The sequence below is a fragment of the Sphingobacterium sp. UBA6320 genome, assembly GCF_002440335.1.
Classification (GTDB): domain Bacteria; phylum Bacteroidota; class Bacteroidia; order Sphingobacteriales; family Sphingobacteriaceae; genus Sphingobacterium.
The window spans coordinates 149,135-167,846 of record NZ_DJTA01000008.1 but is presented as its reverse complement, the minus strand read 5'-3'; the positions used below and the strand labels follow the sequence as shown (position 1 = coordinate 167,846).

The window sequence follows — 18,712 nt, the reverse complement described above, 5'->3', positions numbered from 1 at the left end:
TTTGCGAATTATCGAAAATCCTTCAATCTCGTATAAAAAATAGCTTTATAGCTTTCACTGATCGGGATTTTCTCTTCATCGATAAACAGACAGTTGCCGTCTATAAATTTGACGTATTTGAAAGATACAATATAGGAACGATGCACCCTACAGAAAAGACGAGCAGGAATCAGATTAATGATTTCCTTCAGATTCATATAAGTAATGATATGCTGATCTTTGGTATAGACGGATATGTAATTATTCAACCCCTTTATATACATGATGTCTGAAAATTTCACTTGATAATACTTGTTTTTAGCATCACCTTTTAGCAACAAATATTCATTTTCGACCAGCGAAGTCATCGATGCAATTTGTAGCAACCGAAATTTATCAACAGCTTTTTGAAAACGCTCATAGGAAAATGGCTTCAGCAGATAGTCGACCACATCCAGATCAAAGCCCTGCAGTGCATAGTCCGGATAAGCAGTAGTTAAAATGACCCTGCATTTATTTCCGCAGCGTTTAAGAAATTGAATACCGTTTATCATCGGCATCTGAATATCTAAAAAAACAAGATCAACTTGTCCGCTCATGATCAAATTTAAAGCATCGAATGCATCATCCGTGGCTTTAATTAAACTTAAGTCAGCTGTTTTATCGATGTATGCAGCGATAATTCCCGTCGCATACGCTTGATCATCTAATGCTATGCACCGGTACATCACACGATCCGCCCCACTCTTTATCATAACTTGACCATTAAAGATATACGATAAACCAGGTCATTCTTCTCCATATTTAAACTGTGTTGTCCTGGGTATAGAATTTCGAGCCTCCGTTTAACATTGGCGATTCCGATACCACTACCCTTTTCCCGAAATTGTGCATTGATATAATTAGACACTTCAAATACCAGTGTTTTTGACGTGACATCTAGACGAATATTAACAGGTTGTTTTTCAACATGTGTAATACCATGCTTAATGGCATTCTCGACAAATGGAGCAAGTAACAATGGTGGAAATAAGAGCTTGTCTATGGCTCCCTCAATTGAAAATGTATGGTAAAAATGAGGGTAAAACTGCATACTATGCAGGGCAATATAATCTTCAATAAATCCAACTTCTTCACTTAGAGGAAGTAGATCCCTTTTGTTCTGCGCAAGCGTGTACCGCATCGTATCCGATAGCTTTAGGATAGCTGTTGACAGATTTTCAGATAAAGGCAATGCTATGGAATACATATAATTTAAGGTATTATATAGAAAATGAGGATTGAGCTGTGATTTTAAAAAATTCAATTCAGCCTGTTCCATCCCTGCCTCAAGCGCTTTGTTCTTTTTTCCAACCTCAAAGGATTTCGCTACCAGATACACAATCAATGCGATAAAAACTCCCGGCAATGAAAAATAAAAATTATCATATAGGAAGTAAAATGGATCAAGATGAGGATTTAGTTTAAATCCGAGATACTTCACAAAGAGCACTTCTTCAAAAGAATACCTCAAAAATACAATCGTCAGGAGCAATAATACAATACTGGCCGTTAAAGGTACAGCTTTGTTCAAACGCCAGAACTTCGGAAAGATATAGAACAGACAGACGACGATCTCCACCAACAAAAGTAACTGCGAAAAAGCAATCAATATCACCCCTTCAAATGATAATCTTGAAAATAAAACTGCTCCGATTATGAGGTATAAAAATGAAATCAACCAGAAAAATAAAACGATGCTTAGAAGTCTCCTGTTCGTCATATCCAAATTTAAAAATTTAAAAGCCATTTTATAATTTTTTACACCAATGGCAGCTATTATTACGTGAATCTGTAAATTTCAGTTTGACATCATTTCCTGCCCCGCTCACGTAATAAAATTTAAGGTTTCATGTAAAGTTTGAACATTTGAGCAAACATTGATGATGAAACAAAAAATGGTAATTTATATGATCCAGCCCATCGTATTACTCCTACTTTTAAGCTTGCCTAACTGTTCATCTGGACAAATAGCAAAACAGTTTGGCGGGCATGATATTTCGGGCAAAGTATTGGATTCTCTAACAGAAAAAACGATTCCGGCATCAAACATCTCCTTGTATAATGCGGATACTTCAGATGACAAACTAATCAAAACAGTCGTCAGCGATGGTGCGGGATATTTTAAAATCTTACAACTTCAGCCTGGCAACTATTTTGTAAAAGTGGGCGCATTGGGTTACAACAGCAGCACAACACTTCCCGTCACGATCAACAACAGTGATATTGATCTGGGTACGATCCGCATGTCAGCAGCCTATCATCAATTGCAACACGTCGATATTTACAGGAAAGCATCGCTCATACAAATCAAAACAGATCGGCTTATTTATAATACCGCACTTGACCCTACCCTGTCAGGAGGAAATGCGGCTGATGCATTACGAAAAGTACCTTTGTTATCTGTCGATGCAATGGGCAACGTTTCTCTTAAAGGAGATCGAAATGTACGCATATTAATTGACGGTAAACCTTCAGGAACCATGAATAATAATGTAGCAGATATATTAAAAATGATACCTGCAGATCAGATAAAAAATATAGAAGTGATCACCAGCCCATCATCAAAATTTGACGCCGAGGGTGCTTCAGGAATAATTATAATCAATACCAAACGGAATAATACGCAAGGTGTGCACGGATCATACTCAGGTGGATTGGGTACCCGCCAGAACAATTTCAATGGAAATATAAGCATCAGAAAGAACAAATTAGGAATTAATGGAAATTTGGGAAATTCATGGAGCTGGCCCGTCAATACATCGATAAGTTTTGATCAAAGACTTCTGAATAATAAAATCGATCTCGAGCAAGAAATCAAAAGTCGCAACAAAAGGCATGGGTTAAGAGGAGGCCTATCGTTAGATTATGAACTTGATTCCAATAAGCTCTTCATTTCCAATTTGAATATACATCAGCTTACGATCCAAACAGACAACCTTCTCAACAACATATATCAGGTAAGTGATTCGATCAGCAGTACCAATAACAGTCATGTTGGATACGGAGGATTTGACTGGAGTACCGATTACATTCGAAAATTTGATAAGAAAAACCAAGAATTAAGCATTTCAGCTCAATTCTCTCAAAATAAAGCCAACACAAATTATCACTCTTCCTACAAGCAGGTCGATTTTCGTCCTGATGAAAAAGGAATGAACATAGGCCTGAATAAAGAACTGACCATGCAGCTGGATTATACACATCCCTTTAAAAAGGCGACCTTTGAATTGGGTACAAAAGCCATCTTCAGGAACATTCATTCGATTATTCAAGTGGATACCATTGGACAAGATCAGGCCTATGTACATGTCAGCCACAGCACTTACAATTTCAATTATAAGCAAGATGTAGCAGCTCTATATTCGACCATACAGATCCCTCTAAACACAAAAACCGATCTTAAAGCCGGCGTTAGATACGAGTATACAGGATCAATAATTAAAGTGACCGATCATCAAACCGGCCTCCATGATCAGCAGCACCATATACTCCCAAGCACAGTCGTATCATACAAAGCCTCCGAAGAGTTAAATTTGAAGATCGCTTACAATCAACGTATACAACGACCAAGTTTGTATTTTCTAAACCCTTTCCGAAACGAATCAGATCCTGTCAATCAATTACAGGGAAACCCACAATTAGTGCCCGAAGTATCGCACAATATGGAATTGAGTGCACATCTTAATATGAAAAAAAGCATGCTGAATCTTTCTTTATATCACCGCAGAAACAATAATGTCATCGAATCCATTTACAGAAATACAACTTTCAAAGACAAACCGATCGTAATACAGACTTTTGCCAATATCGGTAAAACGCAATCTTTAGGTGCTCATATCTTTGCATCCGTAGATTTATTTAAAATATGGACTTTGAGAGGGAATATCGACTTATACACCTATCATATACGGCCCAATGATCAATACGGTAATTTGACGCAGCAGTCAAATCAGATTTTCCTCCATTACAAGACCTTTATCAGCGCCACAGCATATCTAAAAAACGGATTGGTAGCCGAGTCTTTTTTATTTTTTGATGCGCCGGAGCGCACATTTCAGGGGCAATATGCTTCTTTTAACATGTGGAATATCGGCCTAAAGAAAGATGTACTAAACAAGAAAGGTACTTTGGGGTTCACCATGATCGATCCTTTTCAAAAGGTAAAAAATCTAGGTTCTTATGCAAAAACAGATCTCCATGAACAACGTGGAAATTTTGCGATTCCATTCCGATCATTTGGCATTAATTTCTCCTGGAAGTTTGGCAAGAACAATTCCAATCAGGGGAAGTATGATTCGAACATCAAAAATGATGATCAAAAATCTGGAGGAGAATCTAAAATATAAATTATGCCGTTTACATGAAATCGGATAGCGATGCTCTTTACGGCAGAAGATTAAAACATTACCGTTGATTTGCTCCATACTCTTACAAAGAAGACAGCCTATCAAGAAAGATTTGAAAATTTTAAATTTGCTAGCCTATATACCCATTTTTTGAAATCATATAACTTAACTTAGTACTGTCCTAAATAAATTTTAGCGTATAAAAAATCTACCATTATCTTCAAATAATGCAGATTTAGATGTTTTAAAAAAAATGATAAATAGCTAGATTATCCTATAAAAAAAGTGTAAAAATATTTTTTTTCATGAACCTTTTTAAGGGACAGTTGTTTTATTATATGAAAACTATAGCAGCTCTGCTTTTAAATAAGCAGAAAAATAAATCGACGTAGTACAGTAGAAAATCCAAATGCACCCAAAACTTTTGGATGACGAAACAAAAAAGAGGAAACGATAAGAAACATAAAAAAAGTTACTGTACATCAACACGTCAAGATAAAGGGTCTAATGAGAATTAGGCCCTTTTTACTTTAAAGAACCCATCTAAACTTATAGTGTCTACTTGCGATTGAAATACTGAGAATAAACAATTTGGATAATAAGCATAAAATTAAGTCTAGTACACTTTTTTAGAAACTAAAGAATTGTAATTAATAAGTAGCATTTATATTTTGAAAACTATATCTTTAAAAACTATAGAAATTATTACATAATAAAGCGCCATTTACTAAACCAACTTTTTTGATACCTCAATGAAAAAATACCTATACCTGATATTTTTAATTATATTCCTATTCATCGCTTATAAATTTATAGCACAGAACATGCCACCAAAAAGGTTCGAATATGAAATACCTTTAATCCAATCCAGCACCTCTTCAAAAATACTGATACCTGTGACCATGAAAGATTCAACCTATCTCTTTCTTTGGGATACTGGCTCCGAGACTTCTATGATATTAAAAAATCAGGCAAAACTTAGAAATATTCCCATCGAGATGTTAGCAAAAAAGGGAACAGATACAGTAACCCACGTGAGAGAAATTCTATTTGTTGATACAGAAGTAGCCGCTATGGACTATGCAAAAATTGGTAGTTTTCAGATTCCCCCACAAGAAATACGAATTAATCAGTTTTCTAAATTAAAAGATCGGCATAAGCCCGAGATAGTAGGGCTTATCGGACAGGATATCATTTCTACCCTACACTGGAAGTTTGATTTTCAAAAGAAAATTATCAAAATATCTAACCTTGAATTTCCTGAGGAAAAATCAGAAGAAAAATCATTTATTTTACCAATTGTCAATGTTGTAAAAAACTCTAAGATCCCATTCTTTAAATTAAAATTTGGAAAGGAAATGGAAGGTGATTTTTTATTTGATACTGGTATGGCGGACGGCATTATTATAAATTCTATTGATACTTTTAGTGTAAATCCTGCTTTAGTTATTAATAAGAATAAAAATAACTTTGAGTTTATCTCCAAAAGAACTATTGATCTCCAAGATCAAAGCAAAAAGAAAATTCACAAGAAGTTTAAAACACTTGATACTCTGATTATAAACAATCACGTATTTAAAGATTTTGTTATTAGCGAAGAACATCTAATGGATTTTAATTTTTGCACTTTCCGTTTTGTAGAAATGTTCTCAAAAATGTACTATAATCCAGAAGAAAAGAGAGTAACATTTGTACCAAAACAAGCTGCTTACAAATAGGAAGATTTACGTCACTTCTGGAGTTTCGGGCATACAACAAAAAATAATACTTTTTATAATAAAGGGGATAGTAAAAAGCTGCGCTCTTTAGATTGTGATCCATATGTTAAGTAATTGCTTTTTCTAATTCTTCTCTATTGTCTTCACCCCATTTGGCGGTGGATTTTATTATAGGAATTAATGACTCGCCTAATTTAGTTAGACCATATTCAACTTTAGGAGGTTTTACATCATAGATTTTCTTGGTAAGAATTCCGTGATTTACGAGCTGATTTAACTGATTTTCCAATACTCTCCTTGATGCATTTGGGATTTTTCTTTGTAGGTCACCCGGTCGAATAATACCGTTATAGATACTCCAGATCAAGCTAATTTTCCACTTTCCGTTCATAACCTCCATAAATAAATGAAGCCCACATTCTACTGTAACAGGTATTTTTCTTTCATACATAGCAAATCATTTTTCTGTACAAATATAATAATAATGATACGGACAAATTTATCCGTACTTGACTGAGTTGCTTAATGCCTTTACTTTTGAAAAAAAAGAATGATGATGAAATATAAATTATTTGGTTCAAAAACTGGTTTATACGCTAGTGAGATTATTTTGGGAGCAGCAAATTTTGGTACTCGTAAAGGATATGGAGCAAGTCCCGATGAATCGATAAAAATACTTGCGGCATATCAAGAAGCGGGAGGCAATTTTATTGATATTTCTGATCTTTATCAATTTGGTGAAGCAGAAGAAATAGTAGGCGAATTTTTGAAAGGTCAGCGCAATCATTTTATTGTCTGTTCAAAATACACAAAAAGTAGTGACATAAACCCTGCAATAAGTAATTATGGGAATCATCGCAAATCGATGAAGCAAGCTGTAGAAGCAAGCTTGAAGCGATTGAAAACGGATTATATTGATATATACATGCCGCATTTTGATGATGGTGTAACTCCATTAGATGAAATTATAAGAGGTTTAGAAGATCTCGCAAAAGAAGGGAAAATTTTGTACACCGGTTTGACCAATTTCCCTGCCTGGAAAGCCGCAGCTATTGGAAGCTCGACAAAATTAACAGCACTTCAAATCGAATATAATCTGTTGCAGCGAACAGCTGACCGCGAATTAATTCCTATGGCACAGGAATTTGGATTGGGAATTATGATGTATTCGCCAATGGCAGGCGGATTGCTAACTGGAAAATATAGAACCGGCGAATCGGGACGTATGACCATCGGACAAAATTCCAATTATAAAGAAGATCAAAAAACAAAAGCAATAATTGATGAACTGATTTTAATTTCAAAAGAAGTAGATGCAACACCCGGCCAGGTTGCGTTTGCCTGGGTTTTATCAAAAGATACTTTCCCTTTGATTGGCGCACGTAAAATTTCGCATTTTGAAGACAGCTTAAAGGCAACTACCATATGGTTAACCGAACAACATCTTGCCACATTAGATCAATTAAGTGCTATATCATTGGGATATCCGCACGATCTGCTGGCGACCGTCAGAAGTTCAAGGTAGATCATAACCAAATTAAAACCATAAATAATGGAATTACAACTTTAAAGTAGAGACAGATCTATGGAGTATAAATCTGTTAAAATATAAAAAAACATTATTTTTATCTGAGCAGATTCATAACATACTTGACATCAAAAAATTCGATTAGGCGTTGTTACAATTTTTAAATAAATTTGTGATAAAAATCATATCATATGACAGCACGACCTATCTTAAAGGATCAGACAACAGAATTCCGTACCACAGAACGTTTATCATTCAGAAAGACGGTAGAGGAACATCGGGATGATGTCTATAATTCTTTATTTGATTATTTTCGCAATTATACGAAATTCGTGCTCTCCCCACTGGACCAAACGCTTATTAGAGCTGCTTTCAAACTCAAAAAAGTGCGTCGCCGTCAGTTTCTTGTTCAAGAAGGAGACGTCTGCAAATACATTTGTTATGTGATCTCCGGAGCTTTACGGATTTATTCCGTAAACGAACGCGGTCAGGAAGCAGTTGTCGCATTTGCTCTGGAGGGAAATTGGATATCAGACTGGGAAAGCGTAGTAGCACAGAGCCCTAGCCGATACTATATAGATGCAGTCGAAAACTCGGAGATCTTGCAGATATCACCTGCAGAATTGCATCTTCTGGAGGCAGAGGTTCCTGCGATAAAGGAGTTTCTTCGGCTTGAGCAGCGATTAGTAGCGGTTACAACACAAAAAAGAATACATGCTGCTATCAGTATGAATGCGGAAGAGCGATACCTTGACCTGTTGGAGCACCATCCGGAATATTTTCAAAAATTCTCACAAAACATGATTGCTTCCTATCTAGGGATTAAACCTGCGACCCTTAGCCGACTCAGAAAGCGCTGAGCTGCCTTTGAATTCCGATGTTAGTTTGTAATCGGTAACCGGTTAGCAATTCTCCCCTATTTTGTCAGACCGTCTGCAAAAGTACTGTTATGATTTAGCATGCATAACCATCAATTCTGAACATTAGTCAAATGATCTTTTTTACCAGCCATTATTATATTTTTTGATAAAAGTCAAAAAATAGCAATTTACATCCTACGACCTTTGTGATAATCAAAATCGATAAAAATGAAAACAGTATTAATTACCGGGGCAAATAAAGGGATTGGCTTCGAATCAGCACGTCAGTTATTAAAAAAAGGATTTCATGTCTTTCTAGGTAGCCGAAATATCAACAACGGTCTGAAAGCCACCGAACAGCTAAAAGCAGAAGGGCTAATCCACGTTGAGGCTATCCAGATTGACGTCACTAACGAGGACTCGATCGATGCCGCCCGCAAAGAAATCGGAAGCAAAGTTGGAACATTAGATGTACTGATCAATAACGCAGGCATCAGTGGAATTGCTATCGACAGCGCAGGGCATATGGTTCCTCAGACAGCCATAGATACCGATATAGCTGTTTACCAGAAAGTATATGACACCAACGTATACGGGCCGGCAAGGGTGATCAAAGCATTTATTGATCTTTTAAAAAATTCAACTGAGCCGCGCATCGTCAACCTAAGCTCAAGTCAAGGTTCTCTTACCCTGCACAGTGATCCCAACTACCTATACTACGATGTAAAAGGTGTCGTATACCTTTCTTCAAAAGCCGCCCTGAATATGTATACGGTCAACCTGGCTTACGAGCTGCGGGATACGCACTTTAAAGTGAATGCCGTTAGCCCAGGTTATACCTCTACAGACTTCACCGGCAAGAACGGCGGTTCGGTTGAGGTGGCAGCCAAGCGTGTTATTAAATATGCCTTGATTGGCCAAGATGGGCCAACTGGAAAATTTTTCTGTGAAGAGACAAATCCAGCTGGAACCGGTGAAATTCCTTGGTAGTACTAAAATAAGATGCTGCGTCCAGCGACCAGCATCTTATTTTATAACAAGAAACACCTGATACATGAGTTTAGTAGAGCGCTTAAAAGACTTGCTTATGTTTGAAGATAATAAAGGTTTAGTTTTCATCGTGGATATCAGCGGATATTCGCAATTCATCAGAGAAATAAGTCCACCACAGGGGATTTCGATTATTCGTCAATAATTAAAAGGAATAATTAAATGTAACTTCAATAAAACCAATGCCTTTTGCATCGTAAATTTCCATATGAGCAGGTACATTTTGGGGATCGACACTCTTTAACTCCTTTACTAACCGAACTTGTTGTTGCTTATAATTAAATTGGAGGATCGGATAATGTACGTATCCGAATCGCTTGTTTTTTACACTTTCTATCCCAATGACATCGGCATTGATTTTGCTACCAAAGAGCATCAATCTGCTGTCTTTAAGTAGACCGAATGCAAGCAACAAACCTAGTAAGAGCAAAATAACACCGAAAGTTTTTTTGATGATCATGCTTGCACATCGTTTATATTGATTGTCTAATCAAACGAAGATAGTATTTTTATTTTAGGTATACTTTAGTTCATGTGTCTGAAAATGGTAGCGACTATAGTAACCTTAAAAATTTCATTTATTATCTAAAATAGTTCATGATCACAACTGCCTTAAATTATGTCCAAAGCAATGCGTATTAAAATTACTTTAAGTATTGATGCAGTACTAGATCTTCTATCTTTTGTACAGACTTTAGCGAAGCGCCTGTTAGTAAAAGCAATCTGTCACTGACATCCATCACATGTGTATAATAATGATCTGAAATGAGTATTCCTTTTAGAGATTTTACAGCTAAAATATGTTGTTTAATCATGTCAATGTAGAGTGGACTGAGTCCTGAAAAAGGCTCATCAAGAAGGCAATAATTAGCTTTAGAATAAAGAACCAACAAACACTCAAACAAACGAACGAGGCCGGTGGAAAGATCACCTATTTTAGATAATAATCTATCCTTTACAATATCGATATCCATAATTGGTGAATCTTCCAAATCAAAATATTGAATAGCACGTAATAAAGTCAACCGCTTTGGAATAAAGCTATACTGAGTTAGATAAGTAATCTTCTTGGTTTTATATCCTTGATTAAAGATCTGCCCATCACATTTCATATACGCAAAATCAGGTTTGCAGTTACCAAAAATGCAATTCATCAAGGTTGATTTACCAGTACCATTACGCCCCAGTAAACCAACTATAGTTGACGGTTCAAGTTCAAGAAACAGACCGCTTAGTATCATGCGTCCTCCTCTACTGTAAGAGAGACTATCTAAATATAAATAACGATCAAGAGGCATAGCAATAAGAAAAGTATAAAATCTAATGAATAAATACTGATAAGCAGCAGTTTTGGAGATTGTTTGATGTTTCTCAAAAACACTCCTTTTGATTTGAAATTAAAAATGTATTCTCAGATAAAAGATAAAACGCTACCAATAATTTTAAACCAAAGAAAATATACGAGGACTTGTGGACCATATCGCTCCACTAATTCGCCCATTTGTAAGGTCAGTACTAAAGTTACAAAAAGATTAAAAAGGATTAAAAACCAGAAAAACGATAAGGATAATTTCAGTTTATTGGAATACATGTTTATTAATTGGTCTTTTAAAAAAATATAATCTAAAAATACAGATTAATAATTATAGCATAATGATAAAAAAAGTTAAAATATTAGCTTTTGATCTTCAATTAGATCGTTCAATGACATGTCCTCATTTTCTAGATTTCATTCACATTATCTAATAAACCCGATCAACTATTTTTCAAATGGCAAATAGGCTAACATTTACAATGATTTAGTTTCTACTAATGTCGCAATACACATTAATTAAAAAGAATTTCCTCTATTTGTTAGATTATAATACTTCCTAGAATTTAAGATCAATGGGAGAAATTGTTCAACTAAAAGCAATTCTAATTGCTTATTTTAGCAATGCTAAAAACTAAAAAAGAATCAGATATTATTCCGTGAAAGGTAAATGAGCAATAGCCATATTTATATATTAAGTGGTTTGGGTGTTGACCGAAAAGTATTATAATTTAATGGAATTATAGTCCGATACTCTTAATTAATACAAATTTTAAAACCATCACAATAACAGCCTATTATTAGGCAGACTATAGCCATAAATATGCGACAATTTAAAATATTTTTCTACCTGGTCATTGGACTTTCTATATTGATTATGATACTCCCCACTTATACAACATGCTACCAATTAAAAATATATAGAATATAGTCGAATTGTATATTAATAAAACCAAACTAAAGATCACGAATGTCAGTGAAGAAAAAATCAAGTTAAGCGAATTGTTCATAATGAAACTTCTGATACGTTCATGATCATTAGCTCGTTGCAAAATATCTCCTAACATCTTATTTTCAAAAAATGAGACGGGAAGTTTCATTAATTTTATTAAATAATCAGATATCAATGCGATGTTAATTCGTGAAGATATATGTTGCAATATCCAGTCCCTAACCGCTGAGCTTAAAGTTATACTGACAATAAGTGCTAGATTTGCAAACAATACGATATTAATAAAACTCACATCCTTTGTTTGTATACCAACATCGATGACAGCCTTTGATATAAAAGGTAATGCAGCCTGCATAGCCGTTATCAGCAACATGGTTATACCCAAATAATAAAAACTATTTTTATATGGCATAAAATAGCCACTCAGGTTTTCAAGTAGGCGCCCACGCTCTGATTTTTCTCCAACTTGTCGCTGTTTAAAATCGGCTTGTGGTTCCAGTACAAGAACAACACCTAAATTTCTACTTTCATTTTTTTTTATCCACTTGTCCTCAAACTCTGTCTTTTCACACTTGATATAACCCTTAGCTGGGTCAGAGATATGGAAGAAAACCTCACCATTTCTTCTTTTTTTGATATCATATATTACTATAAAGTGATTATTGTCCCAATGAACAATTACTGGAAGAGGCACTTTGAATATCAAGTCATCAATTTCACACCTGAGAGCAAGAGACCGAATACCGATAACTTCTGCAGCATGTGAAATTCCAGCAAGCGAGACTCCTTCTTTAGTGTTGCCACAGAGATCACGGAGATAAGGAAGGGAATAGTATTTCCCATAATATTTGGCAATCATTTTCAGGCAAGAGGGTCCACAATCCATCTTATCAAGCTGGCGGTCTAAAGGAAATTTGACTATTCTCATTCTTATTACAATCGCTGAATCCAGTAGTAAAAGTTAATTTATAGTAGCTAAGCAAGATTAAGCTGGAACTTATCTGAATATTTAATTATTCTTAAACACCAGTGTTAACAGGATCTAATGTTGCTTCTTATGTATATTAGAGATTTTTAGCATCCATATATTTTGAAGGCAAAATAGTGACAGTTCCATCTGCTCGCAGCTCAATGTAAAATTTTATGATGCTGGCGCCGGTTACACCTGAAAAATAAGTAGCCGCGTGCCATTTATTCTGATCATTTCCTATAACCTGTAAAGCCGTGTCCGAAAATGCCGACTGTTTGCCCACAATCAACTTTAATTCTTCGATTGATCTATCATTTCCCTTTTCAATGATTCCTTGCAGTAAAATAATAGAATCCGGTAAATTAGAAATATTTTTCTTTTGCAGATCATCTGCAATTTGTTTAGCAAGATCTTTATATTGACCGTGAAGCCTTGCTGCCATACCATTCGCAACTACCTCGGTTTGTTCACCAGTATTATATCTTAATGAATAGACAATGGAATCTTTGTAAATGGTTTCTCCGATCTCCCAGTGGGTCGGAAAATTGAACTTTTGATTTCCAACCAACTGATTTAAGGAGATTTTGGGTGCTCTAAAATGAATGGGTCCATATTTATTTAATATATCTAAAGAATCACCTTTAAAAGTCATATCATAGTATGATCTACTATCAGGATTATCCCGAACCCAAATAACTTTAGCATGATCTTGTTCTATAGGAGCGGAAATATACTTAACTTCAGGATGATGTTTAAATATATGATTATTTGCAGTGTCGTATAACATAAAGCTGAGAGAAATCAGTGACCTACTTTCGCCTGGCTTATAATTAATGTCCATTTTTATAGTTTCCGCTTTATGGTTCTGATCTTGTGCATAAGAACAAGACCAAAAGAAAAAACTTATTACAGTAAAAAAAAAATTAAATTTATGATTTATCATGGGTTTATGCATTTTTGTCAGATAAAAAATAATGTAAGCTGATCGAGAGGATATATTGGAATGTTTTAATATAATCATCTTCAAAAGTTTTTACAGTCTTTAGAAGCGATAGGCCATTCTCATTTCAGCATTCTTTCTAATGGAAGCTTGATTAAGAATATGAAAGTATATTAGAGATTTTTAGCATCCATATATTTTGAAGGCAAAATAGTGACAGTTCCATCTGCTCGCAGCTCAATGTAAAATTTTATGATGCTGGCGCCGGTTACACCTGAAAAATAAGTAGCGGCGTGCCATTTATTCTGATCATTTCCTATAACCTGTAAAGCCGTGTCCGAAAATGCCGACTGTTTACCCACGATCAACTTTAATTCTTCGATTGATCTATCATTTCCCTTTTCAATGATTCCTTGCAGTACAATAATGGAATCCGGTAAATTAGAAATATTTTTCTTTTGAAGCTCATCTGCAATTTGCTTGGCAAGATCTTTATATTGACCGTGAAGCCTTGCTGCCATACCATTCGCAACTACCTCGGTTTGTTCACCAGTACTATAACCTAATGAATAAACAATTGAATCTTTATAAATAGTTTCTCCTATCTCCCAATGCGTCGGAAAATTGAACTTTTGATTTCTAATCAACTGATGTAAGGAGATTTCGGGTGCTCTAAAATGAATGGTTCCATATTTATTTAATATATCTAACGAATCACCTTTAAAAGACATATCATAGTACGATCTACTATCGGGATTATCCCGAACCCAAATAACTTCAGGGCGATCTTGTATAAAAGAAACAGCAATATACCGGATCTCAGGGTGAAGTTTAAATATATGATTATTGGCAGTATCGAGTATTTTAAAATTGAGATAAATCAATGAGGTGCTTACCCCGGGTTTATAGTTAATATCCATTTTTATAGTTTCCTCTTTATGGCGCTGATCTTGTGCATAAGATCGAGTCCAAACGAAAACATTCATTAAAATAAAAAAAAACTGGAGCTTATAATTTCTCATGGTTTAACTAAATTTTATAAGATAATAAGTAGTACATTATTATATTCTAAGGACAATCCAAACATATCAATACGACGTAACAAGACTCTTCACTATAATTATCTACGAAATGTCTGTTTCAGTTTGTAGAATCGAGAAGGTCCAAACTCATAAGGTCCTCTTACTTTTCTCATTTCCGCGTATGAAATATCCTTTTTAAGTTCTCCACCACCCATTTTGTAATCGTAAGTATCATTCGAATTTCGTATAGCTGCATGATATGGGCTTGTCATATTACTATCTTCATACAGTACGATCATCTCTCCTTCAGATTGCGAACATTGTTCATAAAACATACTCAGAAATGCATTAAAATTTAGAGCTGCCTCGTCTCCACTAGTGCTCATATTGTTAGCAAACCATAATCCATCTAAACCAGCTGCATATCCAAAACAATTATATCTTTCATTAGGGGTAGGTTGACGATAACCTATAGAATAATCATAAATCAAGTCCACATTATACAATTTAAAAGTATACCCATTAAGTACAATTTCATATTCGCCCATGATAGCAGTACCGTTATTTATACCGTAACCATAGGTAAGTGTGTTGGTATATGTCATGATTATATTACCATTCGCATCTCTGGGCCAAGGATCATAACTATTATTATAAACAGGCGGTGCATAAATTACCCAACTATTATTTATATTAACCCATGGATTAAATGAGTAATATCCTCCGTACATTCCTTGATAACTCATATTATAATTTGTTGGAACGACCTGGTTTCCATCGTAACCTCCATTATAATGATAATTTCCATTATTATCAATTGTTAAACTAAATCCAAGCGACTGGAAATAATACAGATAGTCATTAACATCAGCTCCCGCTCCACCAGTAATTGCGGAAAGGAATTCCAGTTTCTCAAAAGGTGAATTTTCCAAACACAATTCCCGTTCAAGGTCTGCAAAAGATAATTTACTTGAGGCTTTCATATTGGTTATTTTTACTAAATTAAAAAAAAGCATTCAATATTCAAAACAATTTGTATTTAAACAAAAAATATTTTAAGTTAGCATAATAACAAGCTAAATAAATCTTTTAGATTAACACATCAATTGTTTGAATCAATATATAAGTAACCTACTTTAACAAATAACTAATAAGACCAATATTTATGAAGGGATTTTCCGTAATAATGCCTACTTATAATCAATCAAGTTTCATTCTACGCGCAATAAAGAGTCTTGAAAAACAAATTTTTAAAGATTGGGACTTGATAATTATTGATGACGGATCAACAGACGAAACAGATTTATATATTAAGAGCGCAGCGAATAAAAAGGATTTTACATTAAAACATATCAAAAATGAAGAAAACCAAGGGATAGGCTATTCAATAAATCAAGGGATTGAGATTGCATCATACGAATACATTGCATATCTTCCTTCAGATGACTACTTTTATGAAACACATCTAAGCGTCCTTTTTGAAGCACTTGAAAAATCGGAAAATATTATTCTCGCGTTTAATGGAATGCAATATGAATCTAATAACTCACTGACCATTACGCACGATTTTGAAACAAAAACTACCCGAAGCAACTATTCGTTACAACTCGTTCAAGTCGCTCACAGAAAAACAGACGATAGATGGGTAGAGCGCAACGAATGGGTTTCAGAAAATCTATTTTATACATTTTGGCAAAAATTGACATTTAGAGGCGCGTTCTATCCCACAAAAAAGATTACGTGCTATTGGACTTCACACCCTTATCAGAGACATAAAATAATGTCTGAGCAATATGGTGGAAATTTAAATTATTACCGCAATTTTTATGGCGTTAAAAAACCTTTAAAAATAAAAGCGTCTGATGATAAATTTATTGACGAGACCAAAATGTATGAAAAATTCATTGGGAAAGATATTGCAAATAAATCCAGTGGGTTAAAAATTCTGATCGTAGGCGAACTTGGTTATAATCCTGAGCGAATTTTTTCCCTTGAAAAGGAAGGCCATCAACTTTTTGGATTATGGATAAATCGCCCTCCTTATTCCCATATAAATATTGGTCCTATTCCTTTTGGAAATATCGAATATGTCAACTTAGATGACTATAAAAATCAAATAAAAAAAATAAAACCAGATATAATTTACGCTTTATTAAATTTTTGCGCAATTGATTTAGCATATGAAGTGGTAAAAAGCTTTCCTGATATCCCATTTGTCTGGCATTATAAAGAAAGTCCCCAGGTATCCATTGCAGCTGGCACATGGAAAAAGTTAATTCATTTGTACCATTATGCAGACGGAAGAATATATATAAATGAAGAATGTAAAAACTGGTATGAACAATTTTTGCCTGAAAGTACAATGAGTGAAAGCAAAACTTTCATTTTAGATGGGGACCTACCACATAAAGATTTTTTTACCGATGACTTTTCCCCAAAATTATCCGGAACCGAAGGTGGTGTACATACAGTCGTAGCCGGAAGAATGATTGGAATTAATGTTAATGATATGCAAGCGCTTGCAAATAACAATATCCATTTACATCTGTATACCGAAAGTTACCATCAAAAAAATAAAGATATCATAAATCAGCTTAAAAATAACTTTCCTAATCATTTCCACATACATTCGCACTGCCGTAATTCAAACTGGGTTTCAGAATTTTCAAAATATGATGCTGGTTGGCTACATTTATTTAACAGTAGTAATAAAGGAAATATAGCACTAGCGGGTTGGGATGATTTAAATATCCCTGCAAGGATTTCTGTACTTGCGGCTGCAGGGCTTCCTGTTATACAAAAAGACAATAATGGCCATATTGTTGCAACACAGTCAATCGCTAAAAAATTTAATTTTGGAATATTTTATAATGATTACAACGACTTATCTAAAAAACTAAATAATAAAAAAACAATAAAAGATTTAACAAAAAACATAATAACAAAAAGAAATTATTTTAATTTCGATTACCATATTCCATCGTTAATTAATTTTTTCCGTCTTACCATTGTCTCCAAAAATAATGAAAGATAATATCAGTAATAGCAAAGAATTATTTGCTGTCTCCAACACCTTATTACTTTATTACCCTGCAGTAACCTCTTATAGCTTTTTGGAAGGAAAGTTAGGAATTTCGGCCTTCTTTTACGAATTTGCAAAGCTGAGTGGCCAGGACCAGTATAAATCGATGGCTGATGACACCGTACGTGAACTATTTGTCAAATTCAAGACTAAAAAAATCGCTCTTTTTAACCTTTTTGAAATTGGCATTGGCATATCTTATTTGATTAATAAAAGATTTATTGAACCTGACTTTACCTCATTGTTACAAGAAATCGATAAAATGCTGTCTTCTTTTAATCCTGAAATTGCAAAGAATATTCAGGATAATTCAAAACTTGCATGGGTAGGAATATTTGTATTACGCAACAAAGAGAGTATTGAAACACTGAAAATTTCTTTGATTAAGAAAGTATTGGATATATATGAAAACTTCAACGGATTTTATCATTTATCCACACTAGAGATTAATGCAATATTGTATTTCTTGATCGCAGTTTCAAACATCCAACAATTTAAACTTAGAGTATCTGAGCTGCTAAAAACAATCGATAATACTTTCTCCACAAACCACACCAAAAAATTAGATTATGATTATTATATTTTAATGAAATTTTATGAAACACATAAAAATCCAACTACAGAGCATCTGTCAAATCTAAGAAATAGCATCCTGACTAATATTGATGATTGTAGCGATACGGATAAATTTATTAAAGAAAACTTACATTCCTTACTATTTGCACCAACTATTAAAACAGTGCAATTAAAAATCGATTTCATTTCTGCCATCCAAAAAGTACAATCGCGCATTATGGATGGTAGCTTTGCAATCAACGATGGATTGGCCGGAAATGGATTGGCCGGAATTGGTTTAGCTGTTTTAAATTCAAAATAACTTTAAATATATTATCATAAAGTTTTAATTTCAA

At 34.4% G+C, this 18,712-nt stretch carries 17 protein-coding genes; 8 read left to right on the top strand and 9 right to left on the bottom strand.

The window, feature by feature from the left end; all coding sequences use genetic code 11:
* Positions 1-8 precede the first annotated feature (8 nt).
* Both B3P23_RS04645 and B3P23_RS04640 read right to left on the bottom strand, forming a co-directional pair.
* A complete protein-coding gene (locus B3P23_RS04645) occupies positions 9-734 on the bottom strand; it encodes a LytR/AlgR family response regulator transcription factor (protein ID WP_293924854.1) in 726 nt (241 codons plus the stop codon).
* Positions 731-1,768: a sensor histidine kinase gene (locus B3P23_RS04640; protein WP_293924853.1), complete on the bottom strand. Its 1,038-nt coding sequence runs from the start codon at positions 1,766-1,768 to the stop codon at positions 731-733. The genes B3P23_RS04645 and B3P23_RS04640 overlap by 4 nt, the downstream gene beginning before the upstream one ends.
* Positions 1,769-1,901: 133 nt before the next feature.
* Between B3P23_RS04640 and B3P23_RS04635 the strand changes: the two genes are divergently transcribed.
* Complete coding sequence (locus B3P23_RS04635; protein WP_293924852.1) at positions 1,902-4,367, top strand: TonB-dependent receptor; 2,466 nt, start codon at positions 1,902-1,904, stop codon at positions 4,365-4,367.
* A gap of 902 nt (positions 4,368-5,269) precedes the next feature.
* Positions 5,270-6,085, top strand: coding sequence for a hypothetical protein (locus B3P23_RS04630; RefSeq protein ID WP_293924851.1), 816 nt, complete (start codon positions 5,270-5,272; stop codon positions 6,083-6,085).
* Between the two features lie 106 nt (positions 6,086-6,191).
* Here the strand turns inward: B3P23_RS04630 and B3P23_RS04625 are convergent, their stop codons facing one another.
* Positions 6,192-6,536, bottom strand: coding sequence for a winged helix-turn-helix transcriptional regulator (locus B3P23_RS04625; protein ID WP_293924849.1), 345 nt, complete (start codon positions 6,534-6,536; stop codon positions 6,192-6,194).
* A 105-nt stretch (positions 6,537-6,641) separates the two neighbouring features.
* On the opposite strand from B3P23_RS04625, the gene B3P23_RS04620 reads away from it, so the two are divergent.
* The 4 genes from B3P23_RS04620 (at position 6,642) to B3P23_RS04605 (ending at position 9,668) form a co-directional block, all read left to right on the top strand.
* Positions 6,642-7,610, top strand: coding sequence for an aldo/keto reductase (locus B3P23_RS04620; protein WP_293924847.1), 969 nt, complete (start codon positions 6,642-6,644; stop codon positions 7,608-7,610).
* Positions 7,611-7,804: 194 nt separating this feature from the next.
* Positions 7,805-8,473 carry a Crp/Fnr family transcriptional regulator gene (locus B3P23_RS04615; RefSeq protein WP_293924846.1) on the top strand — a complete coding sequence of 223 codons (669 nt, stop codon included), beginning with the start codon at positions 7,805-7,807 and terminating at the stop codon, positions 8,471-8,473.
* Positions 8,474-8,701: 228 nt separating this feature from the next.
* The gene (locus B3P23_RS04610; protein ID WP_293924844.1) at positions 8,702-9,463 is read left to right on the top strand and encodes an SDR family oxidoreductase; all 762 of its coding nucleotides are present in this window, start codon (positions 8,702-8,704) and stop codon (positions 9,461-9,463) included.
* A 64-nt stretch (positions 9,464-9,527) separates the two neighbouring features.
* On the top strand, positions 9,528-9,668 hold the full coding sequence (locus B3P23_RS04605; protein ID WP_293924842.1) for a hypothetical protein: 141 nt from the start codon (positions 9,528-9,530) through the stop codon (positions 9,666-9,668).
* On the opposite strand, the gene B3P23_RS04600 is transcribed toward B3P23_RS04605, so the two are convergent.
* The 6 genes from B3P23_RS04600 to B3P23_RS04575 all read right to left on the bottom strand — a co-directional run bounded on the left by B3P23_RS04600 (position 9,669) and on the right by B3P23_RS04575 (position 15,702).
* A complete protein-coding gene (locus B3P23_RS04600) occupies positions 9,669-9,983 on the bottom strand; it encodes a hypothetical protein (protein ID WP_293924841.1) in 315 nt (104 codons plus the stop codon).
* A 184-nt stretch (positions 9,984-10,167) separates the two neighbouring features.
* A complete protein-coding gene (locus B3P23_RS04595) occupies positions 10,168-10,821 on the bottom strand; it encodes an ATP-binding cassette domain-containing protein (RefSeq protein WP_293924839.1) in 654 nt (217 codons plus the stop codon).
* 889 nt (positions 10,822-11,710) lie between these two features.
* On the bottom strand, positions 11,711-12,715 hold the full coding sequence (locus B3P23_RS04590; protein ID WP_293924837.1) for a cysteine peptidase family C39 domain-containing protein: 1,005 nt from the start codon (positions 12,713-12,715) through the stop codon (positions 11,711-11,713).
* Positions 12,716-12,851: 136 nt separating this feature from the next.
* Complete coding sequence (locus B3P23_RS04585) at positions 12,852-13,598, bottom strand: hypothetical protein (RefSeq protein WP_293924835.1); 747 nt, start codon at positions 13,596-13,598, stop codon at positions 12,852-12,854.
* A 272-nt stretch (positions 13,599-13,870) separates the two neighbouring features.
* Positions 13,871-14,719, bottom strand: a complete 849-nt coding sequence (locus tag B3P23_RS04580; protein ID WP_293924833.1) for a hypothetical protein — start codon at positions 14,717-14,719, stop codon at positions 13,871-13,873.
* A 98-nt stretch (positions 14,720-14,817) separates the two neighbouring features.
* A complete protein-coding gene (locus tag B3P23_RS04575; protein ID WP_293924831.1) occupies positions 14,818-15,702 on the bottom strand; it encodes a DUF7689 domain-containing protein in 885 nt (294 codons plus the stop codon).
* Positions 15,703-15,884: 182 nt separating this feature from the next.
* Here B3P23_RS04575 and B3P23_RS04570 point away from each other — a divergent pair, with 182 nt between their 5' ends.
* Together B3P23_RS04570 and B3P23_RS04565 are read left to right on the top strand one after the other, a co-directional pair.
* Positions 15,885-17,753, top strand: coding sequence for a glycosyltransferase family 2 protein (locus tag B3P23_RS04570; RefSeq protein WP_293924829.1), 1,869 nt, complete (start codon positions 15,885-15,887; stop codon positions 17,751-17,753).
* Complete coding sequence (locus tag B3P23_RS04565) at positions 17,743-18,678, top strand: hypothetical protein (RefSeq protein WP_293924828.1); 936 nt, start codon at positions 17,743-17,745, stop codon at positions 18,676-18,678. Before B3P23_RS04570 ends, B3P23_RS04565 begins: the two co-directional genes overlap by 11 nt.
* The last annotated feature ends 34 nt before the right edge of the window (positions 18,679-18,712 follow it).

Coding starts and splice junctions, on each gene's coding strand:
- B3P23_RS04645 (WP_293924854.1), bottom strand. CDS start 734: ATGATAAAGAGTGGGGCGGATCGTGTGATGTACCGGTGCATAGCATTA.
- B3P23_RS04640 (WP_293924853.1), bottom strand. CDS start 1,768: ATGGCTTTTAAATTTTTAAATTTGGATATGACGAACAGGAGACTTCTA.
- B3P23_RS04635 (WP_293924852.1), top strand. CDS start 1,902: ATGATGAAACAAAAAATGGTAATTTATATGATCCAGCCCATCGTATTA.
- B3P23_RS04630 (WP_293924851.1), top strand. CDS start 5,270: ATGAAAGATTCAACCTATCTCTTTCTTTGGGATACTGGCTCCGAGACT.
- B3P23_RS04625 (WP_293924849.1), bottom strand. CDS start 6,536: ATGTATGAAAGAAAAATACCTGTTACAGTAGAATGTGGGCTTCATTTA.
- B3P23_RS04620 (WP_293924847.1), top strand. CDS start 6,642: ATGAAATATAAATTATTTGGTTCAAAAACTGGTTTATACGCTAGTGAG.
- B3P23_RS04615 (WP_293924846.1), top strand. CDS start 7,805: ATGACAGCACGACCTATCTTAAAGGATCAGACAACAGAATTCCGTACC.
- B3P23_RS04610 (WP_293924844.1), top strand. CDS start 8,702: ATGAAAACAGTATTAATTACCGGGGCAAATAAAGGGATTGGCTTCGAA.
- B3P23_RS04605 (WP_293924842.1), top strand. CDS start 9,528: ATGAGTTTAGTAGAGCGCTTAAAAGACTTGCTTATGTTTGAAGATAAT.
- B3P23_RS04600 (WP_293924841.1), bottom strand. CDS start 9,983: ATGATCATCAAAAAAACTTTCGGTGTTATTTTGCTCTTACTAGGTTTG.
- B3P23_RS04595 (WP_293924839.1), bottom strand. CDS start 10,821: ATGCCTCTTGATCGTTATTTATATTTAGATAGTCTCTCTTACAGTAGA.
- B3P23_RS04590 (WP_293924837.1), bottom strand. CDS start 12,715: ATGAGAATAGTCAAATTTCCTTTAGACCGCCAGCTTGATAAGATGGAT.
- B3P23_RS04585 (WP_293924835.1), bottom strand. CDS start 13,598: ATGGACATTAATTATAAGCCAGGCGAAAGTAGGTCACTGATTTCTCTC.
- B3P23_RS04580 (WP_293924833.1), bottom strand. CDS start 14,719: ATGAGAAATTATAAGCTCCAGTTTTTTTTTATTTTAATGAATGTTTTC.
- B3P23_RS04575 (WP_293924831.1), bottom strand. CDS start 15,702: ATGAAAGCCTCAAGTAAATTATCTTTTGCAGACCTTGAACGGGAATTG.
- B3P23_RS04570 (WP_293924829.1), top strand. CDS start 15,885: ATGAAGGGATTTTCCGTAATAATGCCTACTTATAATCAATCAAGTTTC.
- B3P23_RS04565 (WP_293924828.1), top strand. CDS start 17,743: ATGAAAGATAATATCAGTAATAGCAAAGAATTATTTGCTGTCTCCAAC.